Source organism: Legionella spiritensis, assembly GCF_900186965.1.
Classification (GTDB): Bacteria; Pseudomonadota; Gammaproteobacteria; order Legionellales; family Legionellaceae; genus Legionella_C; species Legionella_C spiritensis.
Genome location: NZ_LT906457.1, coordinates 2,336,387 through 2,354,774, shown reverse-complemented (window position 1 = coordinate 2,354,774; position 18,388 = coordinate 2,336,387). Strand labels below are relative to the sequence as shown.

Here is an 18,388-nt window from a genome sequence, read left to right as displayed (position 1 = left end):
CGCCTCGCCCGACGAGACATTTATCTGCGGGCATATATAAAGATAGACAATAAAACCAGCCCCATTCCTGTTAACTGCATGCCGGTTAATTTCTCATCCAATGCCACACGGGCAATCAATACGGTCGCAACCGGCATGATTGCCGTGGACAGGGAGGCGAGGATGCTGTCAACGCGCATGGAGCCAAAATACCAGAAGACATAAAACAAACCGGAACTGATACCAAGTAAAAGAATCAGAAAAATTGCGAATGGTGTCATGGATAAGGTTTGCCAGTCGATAAAAAACAGGACGGGTAACAGTAAAATGGCATTAATGCCATTCAATAAAGAAGATACCAGAAAAACAGGCAGGCGATTGGAGTGTAATTTACAGAGTACGTAATAGGTTGCTTCCGGAAGCAGGGAGAACAAAATAATAAAATCGCCAATAAAGGAATGGTTGATGCCGGCGTGCTTGAATTTGCCAAGAGCAATGATAATCAATCCCATGGTCGCCAAAAAAATACACACGCTTTTTTTGCCGGTTATGGCTTCACCTAATAGTAACCAGGACATAACCGCAATAATAGCCGGCAAAGCGCTGGTGATGATCCCGGCAACGTTGGCGTCGGTATAATTGAGCCCTAGAAGCATAAAACAGTTAAACAACAGCCCGGCTGATAACGCCTGCGCCAGAATAAATAACCAGTCCTTGCGTGAAAGGGCTGCGAGGTGCTGTCTCACAGGAATTTTTCTGGCGGAGGTTAGCCAATGCAAAGGGGCTATGGTAAGAGCGGCCATACTGAACCGCACGAGCAGTAATAGAAATATCGGGGCGGTTGTCACCAGAAATTTGGAGCTGACAATACTAAACCCCACCATGCTTTGTGCCGCGGTAAGTAACAGGAAACCGTTTAAAAGCGGATAATGTATTTTGCGCGTTGATATCATTATTATTTACTGCTGAAATCAGGCGAACTATATGAGTATTAAAAATACATAGTACCACTGATAACGTCAAGATTTTGTAATTCGGGAAAAAATAATTCTCGGGAATCAGACGAATCCTGCAAAAATAAACAAGTCACACAGATTTTGCAGCCTGAAACAGAAAATACACAGAACCTGATGAAATAAATCCGGGTTTATTCCCACGTTCGATAGCGGTTTTCCGGGCTTTCTTCTTCATCTGAACTGAACTCGTCATAAAGAGTTTTATAGGCACATGAAGCCTGTTTTATGTCAGGCACAAGCATATTTTCCCTTTCAAATCCCAGGGATTCGAGTTTTTCATACAATTTTAATGAATATTGTCGCAATTCGGGAGTATTACTGAATATCGCGGTAGCTTTTTTGCGAAAGGCTGACATATCCTCGCTAAATTGTTTTAAATCTTCCTTATAATTAGTGAATAAGCTATGGGCGCTTTGTCGGGGCGGTTTTGAGGGTGGGGTTGGAGCCAATTCCCATCCCTTGTCGGTTAAACCAATTCGTATGTGTCTGAAGCTATTGCTTGTTGTGCTGTAATAAGAAACGGTCAATAAGCCCATACATTCCGAGCTTTCTCGCACCAGGCACACTTCTCTCGAGTTTTTTTCATCGGCCTTGTTACTTTTTAGTATTTCTACAGCTTTTTCGGGTGATAAATAGCCATAAATGGGGGGAAATATATCTTTTTCATCCGCAGCCATGATTAATAACCGGTCATTTTGTTTTATTAATATTTAGTATGAGTATGAAATTGTTCTTAATCAAGTTCTTTATTTTTTTACTGCCGTGTGCGGGAGAGAGCAGGTCGAAGCAAGCCTGGAGTTATGTCCATCAATTAAAGCCGGGAAGTCTGTAAAAAATGTCCGGAACGCGGCTTTTAAAATTCAGGAATGTTTGTTACTTGCCTTTGAGCAGCGGGGTTTATGGGCGGCTTTGTAAAACCATTTGCCCTGATATTTTTCAAATTCGCTTCGTTCATGAATGATTTGCATGTCGTAACCGGATCGTAACCGGGCGATAAATTCGACATAGCCTGTGTTTGGTTTTTTCGGATGCAAGGACGTCTCAAGGACTTCCAATCCCAACCAGACAGCGTGAGAAGCCCATATTTTTGCTTCCAGTTCATTGTAGCCCAGCAAAGGTTGGCCACGCATGGTCTTTTTAATATATTCAATATTGGCCTGGGAATACGCGGTATATCTGGAACGCATGAGCGCTTCCGGTGTTTCCGGTATTTGTTGCGCCTCAAGATACAAGCCACAACAGGATTCATACGGTTTTTGCGAACAGCAAGGGCAGGACTTCATCAGGTTGCTCCTGTAATAATTCTTTCATGCGCATAATACCACGCGTATAATAATGGCGCTGGAAAATCGGATAGCTTTGCCAGGTGCGCAGAACCTGGCAAAGCTATCGGCCTTAATGATCACACTTTATTTGCAGGGAAAAGCTTGACCATGATCACACTGTATCAGTTCCCGGGTATTTGGGGGTTACCGAATGCCAGTCCTTTTTGTTTAAAGCTAGAGACTTATTTGCGTATGGTTGAGTTGCCTTACGATATTCGTTTTGTCGCTAATCCGCGAAAAAGTCCCAAAGGTAAATTGCCTTGTCTTAAGATAGACAATCAAATGTTGGCGGATAGTGAATTAATCATCGATTTTTTAAAGAAAAAATTTGGTGATGTTCTGGATAAGGACATAACCGATGAACAAAAAGCGCTGTCGACCTTTATCGATAATACTCTTTCCGAAAAATTATACTGGATTATGGTTTACTTCCGTTGGCAGGATGAGGAGGGATGGCGCATAACCAAAAATACTTTTTTTGGCCAACTATCCTTTTTTTACCAATTATTCATCCCGAATATGGTAAGAAAAATGATGAAAAAAACGCTCTATATGCAAGGCACAGGACGGCATACTCGTGATGAGCTGTTATTTATGGCTTATAAAATTTTGGATGCTACATCGGAAATTCTTGGGCATAACAAATATTTTTTAGGCAATCAAATAACAAGTGTGGATGCAAGTGCCTTTGGTTTTTTAGCCAATATAGTCTGGTTGCCATTTAATGATCCCTTGAAAATTTATTTGCAAAACAAGAAAAATATTCTGCAATATTGTGATCGAATTTGGAGCACATTTTATCCTGAATTGCGTAAACCTTTTGCTATTCTTTCATGAATGAAATCAATGGATGATAGGACAGGCTGTTGTGTTTGTATCTTTTCCCGGGAATGAAAATTTAACGGATAGTGGAAACGATCTTTGCAAGCTAATTTTATTTTGCTAAGATTTGTCTGCTGAAATAACTATACATTTAACAAAGAGGTTAGAAATGCCAATTATTAACGGAACAAGATTTCAAAAGAAAGAAAAAATCAAAGCTGAAATCAACAACGAAACCTATGAAAAAATCATGGAATATTGCGCCTGGGCTAACATTGATGACATCGGTTTTTTTATTGAAGAAGCAGCCGGATTTGTTTTTGCTAAAGATCGTGAATGGAAACAATTCAAGAAAACAGCAAAAAAACGATCTGAAGCGACAGCGTAATATTCTTCAGGATGTCTGCGTAGCAGACATCCGATAATGTCGGCTTCATACCTTCCTGTTTTTTTATAATGTTAGTCTTTCTATAAAAACCTATATTGTTCTACAACAACTAATAACGTCCTGACGGGCCAATGCTCTTTTGCAAAGAAAATTTCGTTTACAAAAACCAGCGTCGTGGCGTGATAAACCATCGTCCGTCATTTTGCTCATGATGACATCTAATTGCGTCTATTATATTCAAAATGGGTTGTGATCCTCTCTATCAAGAGAGTTATTTTAAAAATCTCTTGACAGCTTCGAGGGCGCTCATTAAACTTCGATTCTCATTTTGAGGGGCTATAGCTCAGCTGGGAGAGCGCTTGCATGGCATGCAAGAGGTCGGCGGTTCGATCCCGCCTAGCTCCACCATCAGTAGATTGTAGCTACTGATGACAAGTTCCGGGTCCCCATCGTCTAGAGGCCCAGGACATCGCCCTTTCACGGCGGTAACAGGGGTTCGAATCCCCTTGGGGACGCCATTATGTGTTGTGTAGTTGTGTAGTTTTTTACTAGGTCCCCATCGTCTAGAGGCCTAGGACATCGCCCTTTCACGGCGGTAACAGGGGTTCGAATCCCCTTGGGGACGCCATATCTGGTTTCACAGCCGTTCAAAAATTGTTCTTGTGTTAAAGCCAAACAGACGTTCATGCATGCGGTAGGCGTATTCGTCCGTCATGTTGGCAATATAATCACATACCACTCGAAACGCCTCTTGTTCCGTGTCCGCATCTTTAAACAAAAGCCGGTTTTTATTATCCAAAAGACTCGCAGGATTGGAGTTAATGGCTTCGAACAATCTTAAGATAACCGTCTGTCCGCCGTATTCAAATGTTCTCGCTTCCTGAGAGTCAATCACATGGGTGCTGATACATTGGATTAAATAACGCACCAGCGCATCGGCTTCGGGCAGCAGTGACAGATTGTATTTGAGAAGATTATTGGTAAATTTCTCATCTGTGACCAGAATTTGTGTGGATGTAATGAAATAGTTTACCATCTCACCGATAGCCTGCTTACGTTGACAAATTTCGCCGGAGAAAAGGTTTTGTAACAATTCGTCCCGAGTAGTTGCCAGAGTCGTTGCGTCAAGCAGTTCACGAAAAACATGATTATCCAGCTGTTCCCGGGTGATAAGACGTAAATGAATCGCATCTTCCAAATCATGGACGCCATAGGCAATGTCATCGGCTACATCCATAATTGAACAGTCAAACGAATGAAAAGCGGCTTTACCGTGTCGGTTGTCCACCGGTGAATGGCTGAGTGTCTGGAACAGGGCGGCGTCGTCTTCAGAGAACGGAGATAACAACCAATCAATTTCAGGTTGTTCGCAGTCGAAATACGCCTTGGGGGGCAACCAGTCGTTAATTCTAATACTTTTATTGAGTACATCCGGAAGCTTGGGCATCTTCGGAGCGACTACCTGACTGCGTTTAACCGGGTATTTTAAAATGCCAAGCAATGATCGGCGCGTTAAATCCAGTCCAAATGCACCATAACTGTTCTCCAGTCTGGTTAATAATCGCAATGTTTGCCCATTGCCTTCAAATCCGCCATGATCACGCATCATGAAATTCAAGGCGACCTCGCCGCCGTGGCCAAAAGGAGGATGGCCGATGTCGTGCAGCAAACAAATGACACTGATTAAATCATCATTCGGTAGAAGTCCGGATAAAACACTCTCCTGTTGATTCATTGATAAATTACGGACAATACTGCGCCCGATAGAGGCAACTTCCAGGGAGTGTGTTAAACGGGTACGGTGAAAATCACCCTCATCGGTGCCGAGTATCTGGGTTTTACGTTGTAACCGACGAAAGGCCGGGCAGTGAATAACCCTGGTTCGATCACGTTCATAGGGATCACGATGATCCTGAAGTCCGCGTTGATTGGTTTGCCCGGAGCGTCTATGAGTCCACATATTTTTTCATGGCTGAATAAAAGTAATACTGTATGTCATATTTGACCTGGATAACAAGGGTTGTGTTTGGTGTATAACTCACTGAAAAGTCCTGTTTGGCCTATCAATTGAGAGGATTGATGAGCATGTCAAAAAATATTGGCTCATTTAAAATTATATTCAGAACCTGGTACTACGGTGGTAAGTTCTGTCATTCCCGAGAAATCGGGAATCCATTCACGTTAAAATAGATTCCCGCCTGCGCAAAGATAACAATAAATGAGCAAAAAAAACACATAAACAGGGATCCTTTTCAAAATACCACCCTAGTACTGTTTCCATTTGGTTTTGACAGGTAGTATTGCACAAAGTGTGACATTTCTTGTCATTCCCGCGCAGGTGGGAATCTATGCCTGATATAGCACGGAGCCAATTTAGCCATAGATTCCCGCCTGCGCGGGAATGACAGGTGCCTGTCAAAACTAAATGAAAATGGTACTAGGGCGTGTCCTCATTCTGCATGAGTAGTTTAATGACATCAATCATCCACTGCAAAGGCTGATAATTATTTAAACGAATGTGATGATAAAAATAAATACGAAATTCTGTTCTGGGGAAAGGAATGGGTTTTATAACAAAATCATATCTGTCCTGCAAAAAAACAACCAGCTTCCCGGGAACCGTTGCAATTAAATCGGTGTTATGTACCACTTCCATGGCGTTTATAATGTTAGGTACCGTTATTTTTATATTTCTCTGACGATACTGATGTAAAGACCTGTACAAGATATTCTCGCTTCCTAGATAGCTGGTCCTTATATCCACTTGTTCTGCTTCCAAATATATTTCCTGAGTTAATTCCTGATTGGCAAGTGGATGCGCCTTACGCATAATACATGCGGCTTCCTCTTGCATTAATAACTCTTTATTAATGGCAGGTCCCGTCTCAATAAATCCCGGTGCGATAGCAAAATCCAGCTCGTTTGCCAATAAATGATCGAGACTTAAATACTCACTTAGAGAGAGGGTCTGCAAAAAAATGTTAGGAGCGTTTTTAACCAGGTAGGCGCATAAACGTGGCAGGATCATGTATTCTCCATGGCCGGCCAAAACAGCTTTAAACAGATGTTTTTCACTTTGCGGGTCAAAAACTTTTTCCTGAAAAATAGCTTTGGAGCTGCTTAAAAAAGCTTTAATTTTCGGTTCTAAATCCAGGGCTTTTTGCGTTGGCTGCAGTCCATGGGGCTTTCTGATGAATAATGGATCATCAAATAATTCCCGTAACTGTTTCAGGATATGGCTCATTGCCGTCTGGCTTATGAACGATTTCTCGGCCGCCCTGGATACGGAACGCTCGGTTAGCAAAGTATCAAGATGTAATAGCAAATTAAGGTTAATTTTTCGAATATCCATTTTTCAGAACCTTGCTTGTAAGTTTTTTAAGTGGCTTGATTAGAGGCTATCGCCATGAGATTATTTGAAGCGAAATCATCTCAATTTACAGCCAAATAATCTCATGGCGACAGCCTCTGGAAGCATACGTCATTTTGACGATTAACCAGGAACCATGGATTTGCCAGGTTCTGCCGGCCCAATGCCTTCATTCCTTAATGTACTGTTCCTCTCCTTGAAAAGAGTAAAATTTTGCTTGATTTTATCATGATCCACTTTAATCTTATTTTGTTGCGTTAGAAACTCTGAGAAACGCGTCAAGGCCAGCCCGATACTTTTTACAACACCAATGCTTTGCTGTTGCTTTCTTTCTATCAAGTCATCTGCTTGTGGCGAAAATTGAAAACCCTTCTCTTTTAAAGTAGTAAAGATTTCAACGTTGTACTTATTCACCATGGATACGCCTATGTTCAGACAGTTTAATTCATCCGATGATAGGTTAAGGTTTTTTATTAGTGTTCTAACCATTAATGGATCATTATGCTCTATTGCCTGTTTTATGAAGGTTAATCGTTGTGCATGATCAGTAATTTTTTTATCAAAATAGTTAATTTTTCCGGCCAGAATAGTAATAGCAACTGGATTTTTTTTACTTATAGAAATATCTATTAATGTAGATACAGCCGTTTTTGTTAAATTATTTGCACTATCATAGTGAGTTATAAAATCATTAAATACTTTATCAATTGATTGTTCATTCATGCCACTAAAAGCCATACGTAACATTTTAGTCGGGTGATCCTTAATATAATCGTGATAAAACGCTTTGACTTCCTCTATTTCCAATAATTTTTGCATACATCGATATTTTCCTGAAGAAATGGCGTGCAATAAAATGGCTTGTAAATCACCAAGGTGTTCCTTTTTGTCGCGATTATTGATTAAGATCGCAAGGGCATTTTCCGAATCCCTGGCAATGCCACATAATGCGGTATGCACAAACTCACCACGATTAAATTTTTTATCTTTTAAAATATATTCAACAGCTTCTGCATCATCAAACGTCATGGCGAAATGCAAACCACCTCCTTTGTTATTAGTTAGTTCTCTTTGTGACGGTGTTAAATAATCGTCGAATAACTTGTTTTTATCGGGGAAACGCCTTGCGATGGGTGATTCGGTACTAATCACATCAATGTTCATGTCAAGCGTCTTACTGCCAAATGGCAGTAGTGAAAAATTAAAAGCATTTTTTGATAACCACTTGGTCATCTGGCTTGCATCATCGAATTTTTGACATACCCTGGTATTATTAGGATCGTATACTTTATAGGTACCGTTTTCATCGCGGGCGATGGCTATGGTATGTTCCAAAGTACTTACACGCATCACCTCGTTTGCTTGCAAGTCGATATCCTGCATTATTTTTGCCCAGTTCTCATGGCTGGTTTGTAACCCAACTTTAAAAATGGACTGTAAATTTTTACCTTTTACATCCAGTTGCTCATGAGAATTGGATTGGGTGTATTTATTGCGGGTGCTGTGATCATTACTTACCTGCAGTGCTATTATTTTTTCTATCAAAATAAATAATTTTTCATCGAGATACTGTTTACCTGGTATGGGTATTTTTTGTGCAATATACGCCAAAAGCTCCTCAAATTCTTTCTCTTTCCCATCTAATACATATTTAATGTACAAGGTGGATAAAGCATGGCAAATACCACCTTTGTCCAGCGTAATCGGCAAATTATGAGATTTCATATAATTGTTTAGATTCTTGATCACTAAATATTGCTCAGTATTAACTTTTTGTTTGTTTGACATCATCTACCCCTTAATTCACACCGTCATGGTTGTTATGGATATTATTTTATCCATTATGATTAATAGTTGTACAATGAATTGTGGTGATATCTGATATGAACGATTTGCAAGTTACGGCACTGTAAGACATCGATACGCCGAGTTATGGACGGTAGGAAAAGCTGGCGTTAAATCTACAACACGATGGATGTTCTCCTTACGGTTTACGGAAATTTTTGAGGAAACGGTCCTGAACAAAGAAAATTTTTTTTCACGGAAACTAAAGTTTTTTCAAGAAATGCAGCTATCTGAGTACAAAGAGGAAATTTTATCAGGTCGTTTAAGAATAAAGGGGGTAAGTTGTATGAACCGTTTACGATGGATGGCCATAGCCTTGTGTGCGGGAGGTTTGTCTTCCTGTGCCATGAATAACAGTATGCCTGGTTACAGCGGCTATACCGCTTACAGCTATGAAGATGTGGATTATATTCCCCAGGCTTATTATGACGGCAATTTCGGATATGAAGGCTATCAACAACAGTATCAGTCCGGTCGGCAGGTCACCGTTCCTAACTCCTATCACGTGGGTGCCTATCATTCGCCGGTCAAATCAAAAGATCAGGATCGCAACTGGGTCAGCGGCCAGAATCCTGGTGGGTATACCATTGAAATTGCCAATGGCAAAGCGTCTCAGGTAGCAAAAAAATTAATGGGCGCTCCCAAAAATAATCATACGGCTCAGATTAAATATCAGCGTAATGGCGGATCCTATTACAAGGGACTGTATGGCAGCTTTAACAGCTATGAGGAAGCTCAGAAAGCACTGAACGCACTGCCTCCTGATATCAAGCAAGGTTCGGGAATCAGAAACTGGGGCAATGTTCAGAATTCAATGAATTCTTACTAGGGCGTGTCGTTTTGACAGGTAGCATTGCACAAAGTGTGCCATTTCTTGTCATTCCCGCGCAGGCGGGAATCTATGCCTGATATAGCACAGAGCCAATTTAGCCATAGATTCCCGCCTGCGCGGGAATGACAGGCGCCTGTCAAAACTAAATGGAAGTGGTACTAGGGCTTTGTTGACATGTCATTTTACCGATGAATCACTGTGAAGGCGCATAGGCAAAAGTGCTATAATAAAAGCAGGATTAGCTTCTTTAGGGAAAATCATCATGTCAGGAACACTTTTACTAATCCTGCTCATCCTTTTGCTTGCGGGTAGCGTACTGAGATGGGGATACAGCAGGGGTTGTGGATATACCCCGATGGGTCTTATGGGTAGAGTTCCTGTTGGGTTCTAGTCTTAACCAGCTTGAAGGTATTATGGAGCAAATGAAAGCGCTCAATCGAAATCATGGAAAAGCGGATGAGACGGCCCTCAAGCTAATCTTTAGGGCAATGTGGTAACAAAGTCGGGTTAGGCGCAGTGAATGAGGCACCCTATGATTTTCGGTATTTTAAATTTGTCGTTTTGGGGATATATATTAGTAACCATTGTGTTAACTCAAATCACCATTGCTTCGGTTACTCTTTATTTACATCGCTGTCAAACCCATCGTGCTTTAACCTTGCATCCAGTAGTGAGTCATTTTTTTCGATTCTGGATTTGGTTAACAACCGGTATGGTGACAAGAATATGGGTTGCTATCCACCGTAAACATCATGCAATGACAGATGTTGAAGGAGATCCACATAGCCCCCGGGTCTTTACTATAAAAAAAGTCTTTTGGCAGGTGCCTGAATTGTATCGCAAAGCTGCAAAAGATAAGGATATGATTGAAAAGTATTCTCATGGCACTCCCAATGATTGGATTGAACACAATTTGTATTCCCGTTATTCCAACAAAGGGATACTACTTATGTTTCTAATTAACCTGCTGCTGTTTGGTATTCCCGGGATTAGCATTTGGGCAATACAAATGATCTGGATTCCACTTTCAGCTGGTGTGGTTAATGGGGTGGGTCATTATTGGGGATATCGCAATTTTGAATGTTATGACAGGTCAACCAATGTCTTTCCTTGGGGTTTTCTGATTGGCGGGGAAGAACTTCATAATAACCATCACACATTCCCATCTTCCGCTAAATTTTCTGTGAAATGGTGGGAATTTGATTTGGGCTGGTTTTACATACGGTGCCTATCATTTTTAGGACTTGCCAGGGTAAAAAAATTACCCCCAAAATTGGTCAGGGATACTACAAAATTGTGTGTTGACTTAAATACGGTAAAAGCAGTCATCAATAATCGTTTTCAAATTATGTATGAATACTATAAAAGAGTAACCATTCCCGTTCTGAAAAATGAGAAACGCAACCTTATTAAAAATAAAAAGGATTGGTATTTATTTAAGGGGGCGAGACGCCTGTTACGTCAGGAAACGACAAAAACAAATGCCCATTTGCAAATCTTGCTCAATCGTTTTGAGCGATTACAACTTGTGTATAGCTATCGTCAATCGTTACAACAGATTTGGTTAAAAAAAGTATCTTCTCAAAAGGAGTTAATTGAGTCCTTAAATCAATGGTGCAAAAAAGCGGAAGAGTCAGGTCTTGATGTATTGCGTCAATTTTCACTGCAGCTGAAAAGCTATGTTTTACTTGGCAAATAGGCTTGTCAGTGGAAATTCTGCGGCAACAACTACGGCACAGGCGTGTTAGGTTGCCAAATTGGCAGCCAACCCATAAAAAAGGTTCTAGATCGCGGCAACAACAAGGGTTAATTTAATAACGCCAGGCGTTTGCGTACGTTCTATATGTACTTGCTTGATAGAGACGGTGTAAAGGGTGGTTAGCGACCATAACCATTTCAGGATATGGGTATAGGGAACCTTCTCAAACGATAACTGAATATCCCCCGCACCGGTTTGTTGCAGTTGATAGGGAAATTTACCAAGGGATCCTGTACCCAGTTGAGAGGCTATGACGGTCAGTAATTTACTGTCGGTTATCGATTCGGGAGATTTTCCGGTATGCGGTTGCTGATGAATACCTTGCATCCAAAGCAAGGTTTCCTTCTTTTCAGTCAGAAGTTTCGATTTTGTAGCGACAGCAGAAGTCAGCGGTGAATAAATAAAAAGATAAAATAGATAGGCGGTAACAGTTATCAAAGCTACCCCAACCATCCATCGTTCCCGTTCGTTCAGGTTCTGCCAGTAACTGTTCACAAGCTTAACTCCAGGGTGCTGACCACTTGATCGTCTCTTGTAGAGGCCTGGGTCTGTTTGATTTTTATTTTATGCTGTATCAAGCGGTTTTGTAAGGCTTCCAGGGTTTCAAAATTTTTACTGGCTAACGTGACCTGGATGGATTTATTCTGAAACCGCAATTGTTCAATAATCGACTCATTACCCGGTGTGACTTCGGACAACGTGTTTAATAATGTCCAGAAGGTGTTGTCCCCGCCATTCTGATTGCCCTTTAGCAATTGGCTGATACGGAACCTGGGGCTGATAACTTGCTGCGCCTGCGGGAAAAAATGATGATAAATAACCGCTATTTTTTTATCGACCTCAGCCATGTCACTATTCAGGGAATGTAGTTTGAAGGCGTTTATGGTGATCAGGCTGATTAGCCAAACCGCAAACATGGCACCCGCCATGACATACCAGAGCCTGGTTCTGTTTTTTGCGTTGCCGTGCGCCAAATCTCCCTGACAAAGGTTCATGATGTTGTTTTTCATTAAACGTTTTGCCAGCCAGACGGTTGATGGCTCTTCGATATGAATTGCCGCCGGAAAAGTGCGGGGGGGCTCACCGCTGTCGGTAAAGAGGTAAAGGGCATGTTGTTGAGGGTTGAGGCGCGATAAGTACAGATCAGCCAATTCACGGCCCAACGCACCCTGGAACGTTTCGTGGTTTGCCAGTAGATATTCCGGAAGCACGCAGGATTCATTGTTTTTCAGAGCGAACCAGTCCAGGGTTATAACATCGAAATCAAGTCCGCACTGGTCGATTTTTGTAATAACCTGTCGCAGGTAATCCCTGGAGCAGACGGCTACGAGGTAACGTCCGTCCATATAATGCTGGCGATCAAAGGCAAAATGAAGATTTTCAACATTCTGGGCCAATTGATCTTCCAGGGCATAGGGAAGAGCTGCCCTCGCTTTTTTTTCTCCCAGCCAGGGGAGTTGTACCTGATAAAGACTGAAAAATTGACAGGGCAAAACAACGATGGTTCGGGAGTTGGCTTGTAGCTGACGGATTTCTGCAATAGTCCGCTGTTTTGCAGGAAGAACCAGCTGATTGTTTTGGTCTATAGTTAGACACAAGCCGTCTTCATCGGTCAGGGTGTTAGCAAAAAGAAACGTGGTTGTCACATTGTAGTTCCTGTAGAACGTTCATTAATCTGAAATCAGATCCACTAACCGAAACCGGTTAGTGATTATTCAGTCGCCGTGAACAAAATTAACTACGGCTGCAAAAAGGCGAGTGATTTTTCCTTTTTTTGTAGCCCGTCATGAAGGCGAAGCCGAAATGCGGGAAAACATTCACTCACTTAGGCGCTCACCAGCTCACCTGGTACCATATTAGACCATGAAACCCGCAATACGGCCGCAGGCCTCCTTACGGGCTACCGATATGTTGCAAAAAAATGGCGCCGGGACATTTTTATTCACAGAACCTAGCTATAGGCGAATTTTTTTTTATTATCATTGGCCGCCCACTCCTTTTTCAGTTGCTGGGAAAGCAGGTATACCACCAGCGCGTATTGCGGACTGGAATTATAGCGGGTAATCACGTAAAAATTAGGATAGGCCAGCCAATATTCACGACCATTTTGCGTGGTTAGTTCAATCACTCCAGCCTTTGGGGGAGGATTAATTGCGGCCGTAACCGGGCGAATGCCTGCCGTGGAAAGTTGATTGACGCTATAGGCCGCATATTTGTTCCCTGTATTTATTTTGCCGATTTTTTTACTGGTTATCTGAGCGGGTTGCGCGATACCCTGGCGGTATTTCCAGCCGTGCTTGCTGATGTAATTCGCTATGCTCGCAATGACGGCGTTGTTGTCATTCATCAGATCCTTTTTGCTTTTACCGGAAAAATCGGCCGCAAAATTACGATAACTGCTCGGCATGAATTGCGCCTTCCCCATCGCTCCGGCGTAAGATCCCATGTATTGATTCGGTTGGACATGGTGTTCACGGCAAAGCAGTAAAAACTGTTCCAGTTCTCTGGTGAAGAATTTTGAGCGTTTCGGATAATTAAAGGCGAGCGTGGACAGGGCGTCAATAACACGGTATTTACCCTGATGCTTGCCATAAAGCGTTTCCACACCGACTATCGCAACAATAATATTGGCGGGAACGCCGTATTGTTTTTCCGCTTTATCCAGTGTTTCTTTATTGTCTCTCCAGAATTTTAAACCGCCTTGCAGGCGTTCGGGAGTCAGAAAAAGCTCTTTGTAGACGTCCCAGGTTTTTTTTTCATAGGGTCTGTCCATGGACTCGATGATTTGCGGCTGGATCTGGGCATCACTCATCACCTGGTTGAGTTGTTGCTTGCTGAATCCATGCTCCTTGACCATGTATTTAATAAATGTCTGGACGTCTTTCCGTTGAGTCAGAGCCTGATCGGCGTGTAGAAAATGACTGGCAAGCAGGGTGACAAGAGCAAGAAAGAAGGTGGGGAATTGTCGCATTGGCCATCCTTTGTCTGAACAAAAATACTGATTGTAGTAAAATAATCAGCCAACGGCAAATATGATGTAATATTGATCACTCTGTTTTTATATGGGTCTTTTTGAGGCGGGAAAAATAATTTGAGGGCTGACTGCACGGAAAATTATACGGTAAGGCAAAAAAATTTACGGTACAAAACCGGGCTTGGGCCCGGATGAGTACTTTCTGCGCGACGATTAATAAGCTAGAATAGGCGCTTTTAAGAGCAGGGTTATCAGTTGAGCGATTTATCCCGTATCCGCAATTTTTCTATTATTGCCCACATAGATCATGGCAAATCCACATTGGCTGATCGATTTATTCAGCTTTGCGGCGGTCTTTCCGATCGTGAAATGGCTTCGCAGGTACTGGATTCCATGGACATTGAACGCGAGCGAGGGATTACCATCAAAGCTCAGAGTGTTTCCTTGAATTACACCGCAAAAGACGGGAAAACCTATCTGCTGAATTTTATTGATACACCCGGCCATGTTGATTTCAGTTACGAGGTATCGCGTTCGCTGGCCGCCTGTGAAGGCGCTATTTTAGTGGTGGATGCCGCGCAGGGCGTGGAAGCGCAAACCGTAGCGGTCTGTTACACGGCGATTGATCAATCTCTGGAAGTGTTGCCCGTACTCAATAAAATCGACTTGCCACAGGCGGAACCGGATCGTGTGATCGGGGAAATTGAAGATATTATCGGGCTGGAAGCTCATAATGCCATTCGGGTCAGTGCCAAAAGCGGTCTGGGCGTTGAAGATGTTCTGGATGCTCTGGTCGCTCGTATACCTCCGCCGCAGGGTGATGTGGAAGCCCCATTGCAGGCTTTGATCATTGATTCCTGGTTTGACAGTTATCTGGGAGTCGTCTCACTGGTGCGCATTGTCAATGGTGCGCTGCGTAAAGGCGATAAAATGCGGGTTATGTCAACCGGTCGTTCCCATGAGGTGGATCAGGTTGGTATTTTTACACCCAAGCGAACCAGAATGGAGATTTTACAGGCCGGTGAAGTGGGGTATGTGGTCGCTGGAATCAAGGACATCCACGGTGCGCCGGTCGGGGATACCCTGACTCTGGAAAAAAATCAGGCCATCAAGCCCTTGCCTGGTTTCCAGAAGGTGAAGCCGCAGGTATACGCCGGCTTGTTTCCTGTCAGCGCCGATGATTTTGAAGCCTTTCGTGAAGCGCTGGCCAAGCTCAGTCTTAATGACGCGTCCCTGTTTTTTGAGCCGGAATCATCGGAAGCCCTGGGGTTTGGGTTCCGTTGCGGTTTTCTCGGCATGCTGCACATGGAGATTATACAGGAACGTCTGGAACGGGAATATAATCTTGATTTGATATCCACAGCGCCTACGGTCGTCTATCAGATTGTCACGACCAAAGGGGAAACCCTGATGATAGATAACCCGTCCCAATTACCGCCGACCCAGCAGATTAAGCAAATGTTTGAACCGATAGCACGGGCTAACATTCTTGTTCCCCAGGATTATCTTGGCCAGGTTATCACCATGTGCGTTGAGCGTCGCGGGGTCCAGGTCAATATGACTTACAGCGGACGACAGGTTTCAGTCACTTATGATTTGCCAATGAGTGAAGTGGTTTCCGATTTCTTTGACCGCTTGAAATCGGTCAGCCGCGGTTACGCGTCGCTGGATTATAATTTTTTACGATTTGATGAAGCCAGCCTGGTGAAAATGGATGTGCTTATTAACGGTGAAAAAGTGGATGCTCTCGCTGTTATCGTCCATCGTGACACTGCTTATGGACGAGGTAAGGCTCTGGTCGATAAAATGAGGGAACTGATTCCACGGCAAATGTTTGATGTTGCGATTCAGGCGGCGTTAGGCAATCATATTATTGCCAGACAGACCGTGAAGGCTTTGCGTAAAAACGTAACCGCCAAATGTTACGGGGGGGACGTCTCCCGTAAACGCAAATTACTTGAAAAACAGAAAGCCGGTAAAAAACGTATGAAGCAGGTGGGGCATGTGGAAATTCCCCAGGAGGCGTTTATGGCTGTATTCCAGACGGATAGAAAAAAATAATCAACAGGCTTTGTGTTGTTGATGAGATCCTGGATGCTATGGCAAGCCACGGCAGGGAAGTCAGGACGTGAGTGGTTACGGCGATTTGGCTCGATTTGGATTTGAAACATTTTTAGGAACAGACGAAGATGAATTTTGCGTTGTTGTTGGTAGTCCTTTCCGCGGTTAGCGGATTGATTTACTTGCTGGACATTCTTATTTGGAAAAAAAAACGTCAGCCGGAACAAAAGCCGGGTAAAATTATTGAATACTCACGTTCTTTTTTCCCGGTTTTTTTTATCGTCCTGCTGCTTCGCTCATTTCTGGCAGAGCCTTTCCGGATTCCATCCGGCTCCCTGGAGCCAACGCTGCTGGTTGGTGATTTTCTTGCTGTGAACAAATTTGCTTATGGTCTCAGGCTGCCTGTCTGGGAAAAGAAAATTATTCCTGTCGCCAATCCTAAAACCGGAGAAATAGCGGTATTTCGATGGCCGCCTGATCCCGGTTATGATTATATCAAGCGGGTTATCGGGGTTCCTGGAGACAAAGTCGGTTATCATAACAAGGTGTTGACTATCAACGGCAAGGAGATGAAGCAGAAATTTGTCGAGTATACGACCGATGAAAGTTCCGGTCGGACAGTTGCCAGATACCGTGAAAATCTCAATGGTATCGAACACGATATTTATATAAGGCCCGATGTCTCTGCTGTTGATTTTGATCTGGTTGTACCAAAGGGGCAGTATTTTATGATGGGCGATAATCGGGATGACAGCGCCGATAGTCGTTTCTGGGGGTTTGTTGCCGATGAGTATTTACGCGGTAAGGCGTTTCTTGTGTGGTTAAGCTGGAATGGCAAGACGGATAGTTTGCGTTGGTCCAAGATGGGGCGTTTTATAAAATAAAGACAGGCGTTGTGAAAATATCAAAAAAAGGAATAGTGATGATGCGTAAACAACAACAGGGAATTACGTTGATAGGTATGCTGTTGACTGCGATTGTCGTAATATTGGCAGGTATTCTGGTTATGAGGGTGATCCCGGTCTATTTGCAATTTCATTCAGTCAAAAGCTCCATTCGCGCCTTGAATAGTCTGGATCCGTCGAGTTTTGGTTTCGATACGGCGGCTAATGCAGCGATACTTCGAAAACGGTTAATCAACCAGTTTGGTTTAAATGGTATTGATGACATAAAATTTGAGAAACTCAATATTGTTCCCAAAGGTCCACGCAATTATTCTATTACCGCGCAATATACTGATGTAAGGCCGCTGTTTTATAATGTCAGTTTGATGTTTAAGTTTGAAACAACCCAAGAGGTTAGTATTGGTAAATAACGATTTGGATCGCCTGTGTCGGCGATTAGGATACGAGTTTCAGAATCCCGTTCATTTAAAACTCGCATTGACCCATTGCAGTATGGGTAGTGACAATAATGAACGTTATGAGTTTCTTGGCGATTCCATCCTGAGTTTTGTCATAGCGCATGCCTTGTTTGAGCAGTTTCCGGAATGCAGTGAAGGAAAGTTGAGCCGACTGCGTGCTTTTTTGGTCAAAGGAGAAACACTGGCTGAGATAGCTATGGAACTTCATCTTGGAGATCATCTTTATCTTGGACAGGGTGAGCTAAAAAGCGGTGGATTTCGCAGGGCATCGACACTTGCTGATGCCCTGGAAGCCATGATTGCAGCCGTTTTTCTCGACGGCGGCATGGAGGAGGCACGAAATCTGATTCATCGTCTTTTTTCCACCCGACTGCAGGATGACTGTTTGCACGATCATCTGAAAGATTCCAAAACCATGCTGCAGGAATACTTACAGGCCAATAAACAGCCGTTGCCGGAATACGCCCTGATTGGGGTAGAAGGTGAGGAACATAATCAGATGTTTTGTGTGTCCTGCTCCGTTACGGGAGTGGATAAGGTAACGCAAGGTATTGGTCCGAATCGAAGAAAGGCGGAACAGCAAGCGGCCAGGTTGTTGTTGCAGCATCTGAAAAAATCCTGAGAGAGGAGTGGTCGTAATAGCTTATCCTTTTG

General features: G+C 43.0%; 18 protein-coding genes and 3 tRNA genes. 12 read left to right on the top strand and 9 right to left on the bottom strand.

The window, feature by feature from the left end; all coding sequences use genetic code 11:
• Positions 1-20: 20 nt before the first annotated feature.
• The 3 genes from CKW05_RS10570 to CKW05_RS10560 all read right to left on the bottom strand — a co-directional run bounded on the left by CKW05_RS10570 (position 21) and on the right by CKW05_RS10560 (position 2,278).
• Entirely contained in the window at positions 21-932 is a 912-nt protein-coding gene (locus CKW05_RS10570; RefSeq protein WP_095140629.1) for a DMT family transporter, read from the bottom strand.
• A gap of 194 nt (positions 933-1,126) precedes the next feature.
• Positions 1,127-1,672 carry a hypothetical protein gene (locus CKW05_RS10565; protein WP_058482342.1) on the bottom strand — a complete coding sequence of 182 codons (546 nt, stop codon included), beginning with the start codon at positions 1,670-1,672 and terminating at the stop codon, positions 1,127-1,129.
• Positions 1,673-1,855: 183 nt separating this feature from the next.
• Entirely contained in the window at positions 1,856-2,278 is a 423-nt protein-coding gene (locus CKW05_RS10560; protein ID WP_058482343.1) for a YchJ family protein, read from the bottom strand.
• Between the two features lie 150 nt (positions 2,279-2,428).
• Here CKW05_RS10560 and CKW05_RS10555 point away from each other — a divergent pair, with 150 nt between their 5' ends.
• From CKW05_RS10555 to CKW05_RS10535, 5 genes are all read left to right on the top strand, one after another.
• Positions 2,429-3,157, top strand: coding sequence for a glutathione S-transferase family protein (locus tag CKW05_RS10555; RefSeq protein WP_058482344.1), 729 nt, complete (start codon positions 2,429-2,431; stop codon positions 3,155-3,157).
• 154 nt (positions 3,158-3,311) lie between these two features.
• Positions 3,312-3,530 carry a hypothetical protein gene (locus CKW05_RS10550; RefSeq protein ID WP_058482345.1) on the top strand — a complete coding sequence of 73 codons (219 nt, stop codon included), beginning with the start codon at positions 3,312-3,314 and terminating at the stop codon, positions 3,528-3,530.
• Between the two features lie 332 nt (positions 3,531-3,862).
• A tRNA-Ala gene (locus tag CKW05_RS10545) sits at positions 3,863-3,938 on the top strand.
• A gap of 34 nt (positions 3,939-3,972) precedes the next feature.
• Positions 3,973-4,048, top strand: a tRNA-Glu gene (locus tag CKW05_RS10540).
• Between the two features lie 34 nt (positions 4,049-4,082).
• Positions 4,083-4,158: transfer RNA gene (locus CKW05_RS10535), tRNA-Glu, on the top strand.
• Positions 4,159-4,167: 9 nt separating this feature from the next.
• Here CKW05_RS10535 and CKW05_RS10530 read toward each other — a convergent pair.
• The 3 genes from CKW05_RS10530 to CKW05_RS15480 form a co-directional block, all read right to left on the bottom strand.
• The gene (locus tag CKW05_RS10530; protein WP_058482346.1) at positions 4,168-5,490 is read right to left on the bottom strand and encodes an anti-phage deoxyguanosine triphosphatase; all 1,323 of its coding nucleotides are present in this window, start codon (positions 5,488-5,490) and stop codon (positions 4,168-4,170) included.
• A 477-nt stretch (positions 5,491-5,967) separates the two neighbouring features.
• A complete protein-coding gene (locus CKW05_RS10525; protein ID WP_058482347.1) occupies positions 5,968-6,882 on the bottom strand; it encodes a LysR family transcriptional regulator in 915 nt (304 codons plus the stop codon).
• A 141-nt stretch (positions 6,883-7,023) separates the two neighbouring features.
• On the bottom strand, positions 7,024-8,691 hold the full coding sequence (locus CKW05_RS15480) for a hypothetical protein (RefSeq protein ID WP_197697341.1): 1,668 nt from the start codon (positions 8,689-8,691) through the stop codon (positions 7,024-7,026).
• Between the two features lie 340 nt (positions 8,692-9,031).
• On the opposite strand from CKW05_RS15480, the gene CKW05_RS10510 reads away from it, so the two are divergent.
• The 3 genes from CKW05_RS10510 to CKW05_RS10500 all read left to right on the top strand — a co-directional run bounded on the left by CKW05_RS10510 (position 9,032) and on the right by CKW05_RS10500 (position 11,276).
• Positions 9,032-9,574 (top strand): SPOR domain-containing protein, encoded by a 543-nt coding sequence (locus CKW05_RS10510; RefSeq protein WP_058482460.1) that lies wholly within the window; start codon positions 9,032-9,034, stop codon positions 9,572-9,574.
• A gap of 265 nt (positions 9,575-9,839) precedes the next feature.
• Positions 9,840-9,968 (top strand): DUF3309 family protein, encoded by a 129-nt coding sequence (locus CKW05_RS10505; protein ID WP_082642707.1) that lies wholly within the window; start codon positions 9,840-9,842, stop codon positions 9,966-9,968.
• Between the two features lie 141 nt (positions 9,969-10,109).
• The gene (locus CKW05_RS10500; protein ID WP_058482348.1) at positions 10,110-11,276 is read left to right on the top strand and encodes a DesA family fatty acid desaturase; all 1,167 of its coding nucleotides are present in this window, start codon (positions 10,110-10,112) and stop codon (positions 11,274-11,276) included.
• An 84-nt stretch (positions 11,277-11,360) separates the two neighbouring features.
• On the opposite strand, the gene gspM is transcribed toward CKW05_RS10500, so the two are convergent.
• The 3 genes from gspM to mltB all read right to left on the bottom strand — a co-directional run bounded on the left by gspM (position 11,361) and on the right by mltB (position 14,307).
• The gene (gene gspM, locus CKW05_RS10495; protein WP_058482349.1) at positions 11,361-11,831 is read right to left on the bottom strand and encodes a type II secretion system protein GspM; all 471 of its coding nucleotides are present in this window, start codon (positions 11,829-11,831) and stop codon (positions 11,361-11,363) included.
• Positions 11,828-12,982, bottom strand: a complete 1,155-nt coding sequence (gspL, locus tag CKW05_RS10490; protein WP_058482350.1) for a type II secretion system protein GspL — start codon at positions 12,980-12,982, stop codon at positions 11,828-11,830. The genes gspM and gspL overlap by 4 nt, the downstream gene beginning before the upstream one ends.
• 305 nt (positions 12,983-13,287) lie before the next feature.
• On the bottom strand, positions 13,288-14,307 hold the full coding sequence (gene mltB / locus CKW05_RS10485) for a lytic murein transglycosylase B (protein WP_058482351.1): 1,020 nt from the start codon (positions 14,305-14,307) through the stop codon (positions 13,288-13,290).
• A 258-nt stretch (positions 14,308-14,565) separates the two neighbouring features.
• Here mltB and lepA point away from each other — a divergent pair, with 258 nt between their 5' ends.
• From lepA to rnc, 4 genes are all read left to right on the top strand, one after another.
• Entirely contained in the window at positions 14,566-16,371 is a 1,806-nt protein-coding gene (gene lepA / locus CKW05_RS10480; RefSeq protein WP_058482352.1) for a translation elongation factor 4, read from the top strand.
• A 128-nt stretch (positions 16,372-16,499) separates the two neighbouring features.
• Entirely contained in the window at positions 16,500-17,255 is a 756-nt protein-coding gene (lepB, locus tag CKW05_RS10475; RefSeq protein ID WP_058482353.1) for a signal peptidase I, read from the top strand.
• Between the two features lie 38 nt (positions 17,256-17,293).
• Entirely contained in the window at positions 17,294-17,686 is a 393-nt protein-coding gene (locus tag CKW05_RS10470; protein ID WP_058482354.1) for a DUF4845 domain-containing protein, read from the top strand.
• Positions 17,676-18,356: a ribonuclease III gene (gene rnc / locus CKW05_RS10465; RefSeq protein ID WP_058482355.1), complete on the top strand. Its 681-nt coding sequence runs from the start codon at positions 17,676-17,678 to the stop codon at positions 18,354-18,356. The genes CKW05_RS10470 and rnc overlap by 11 nt, the downstream gene beginning before the upstream one ends.
• The last annotated feature ends 32 nt before the right edge of the window (positions 18,357-18,388 follow it).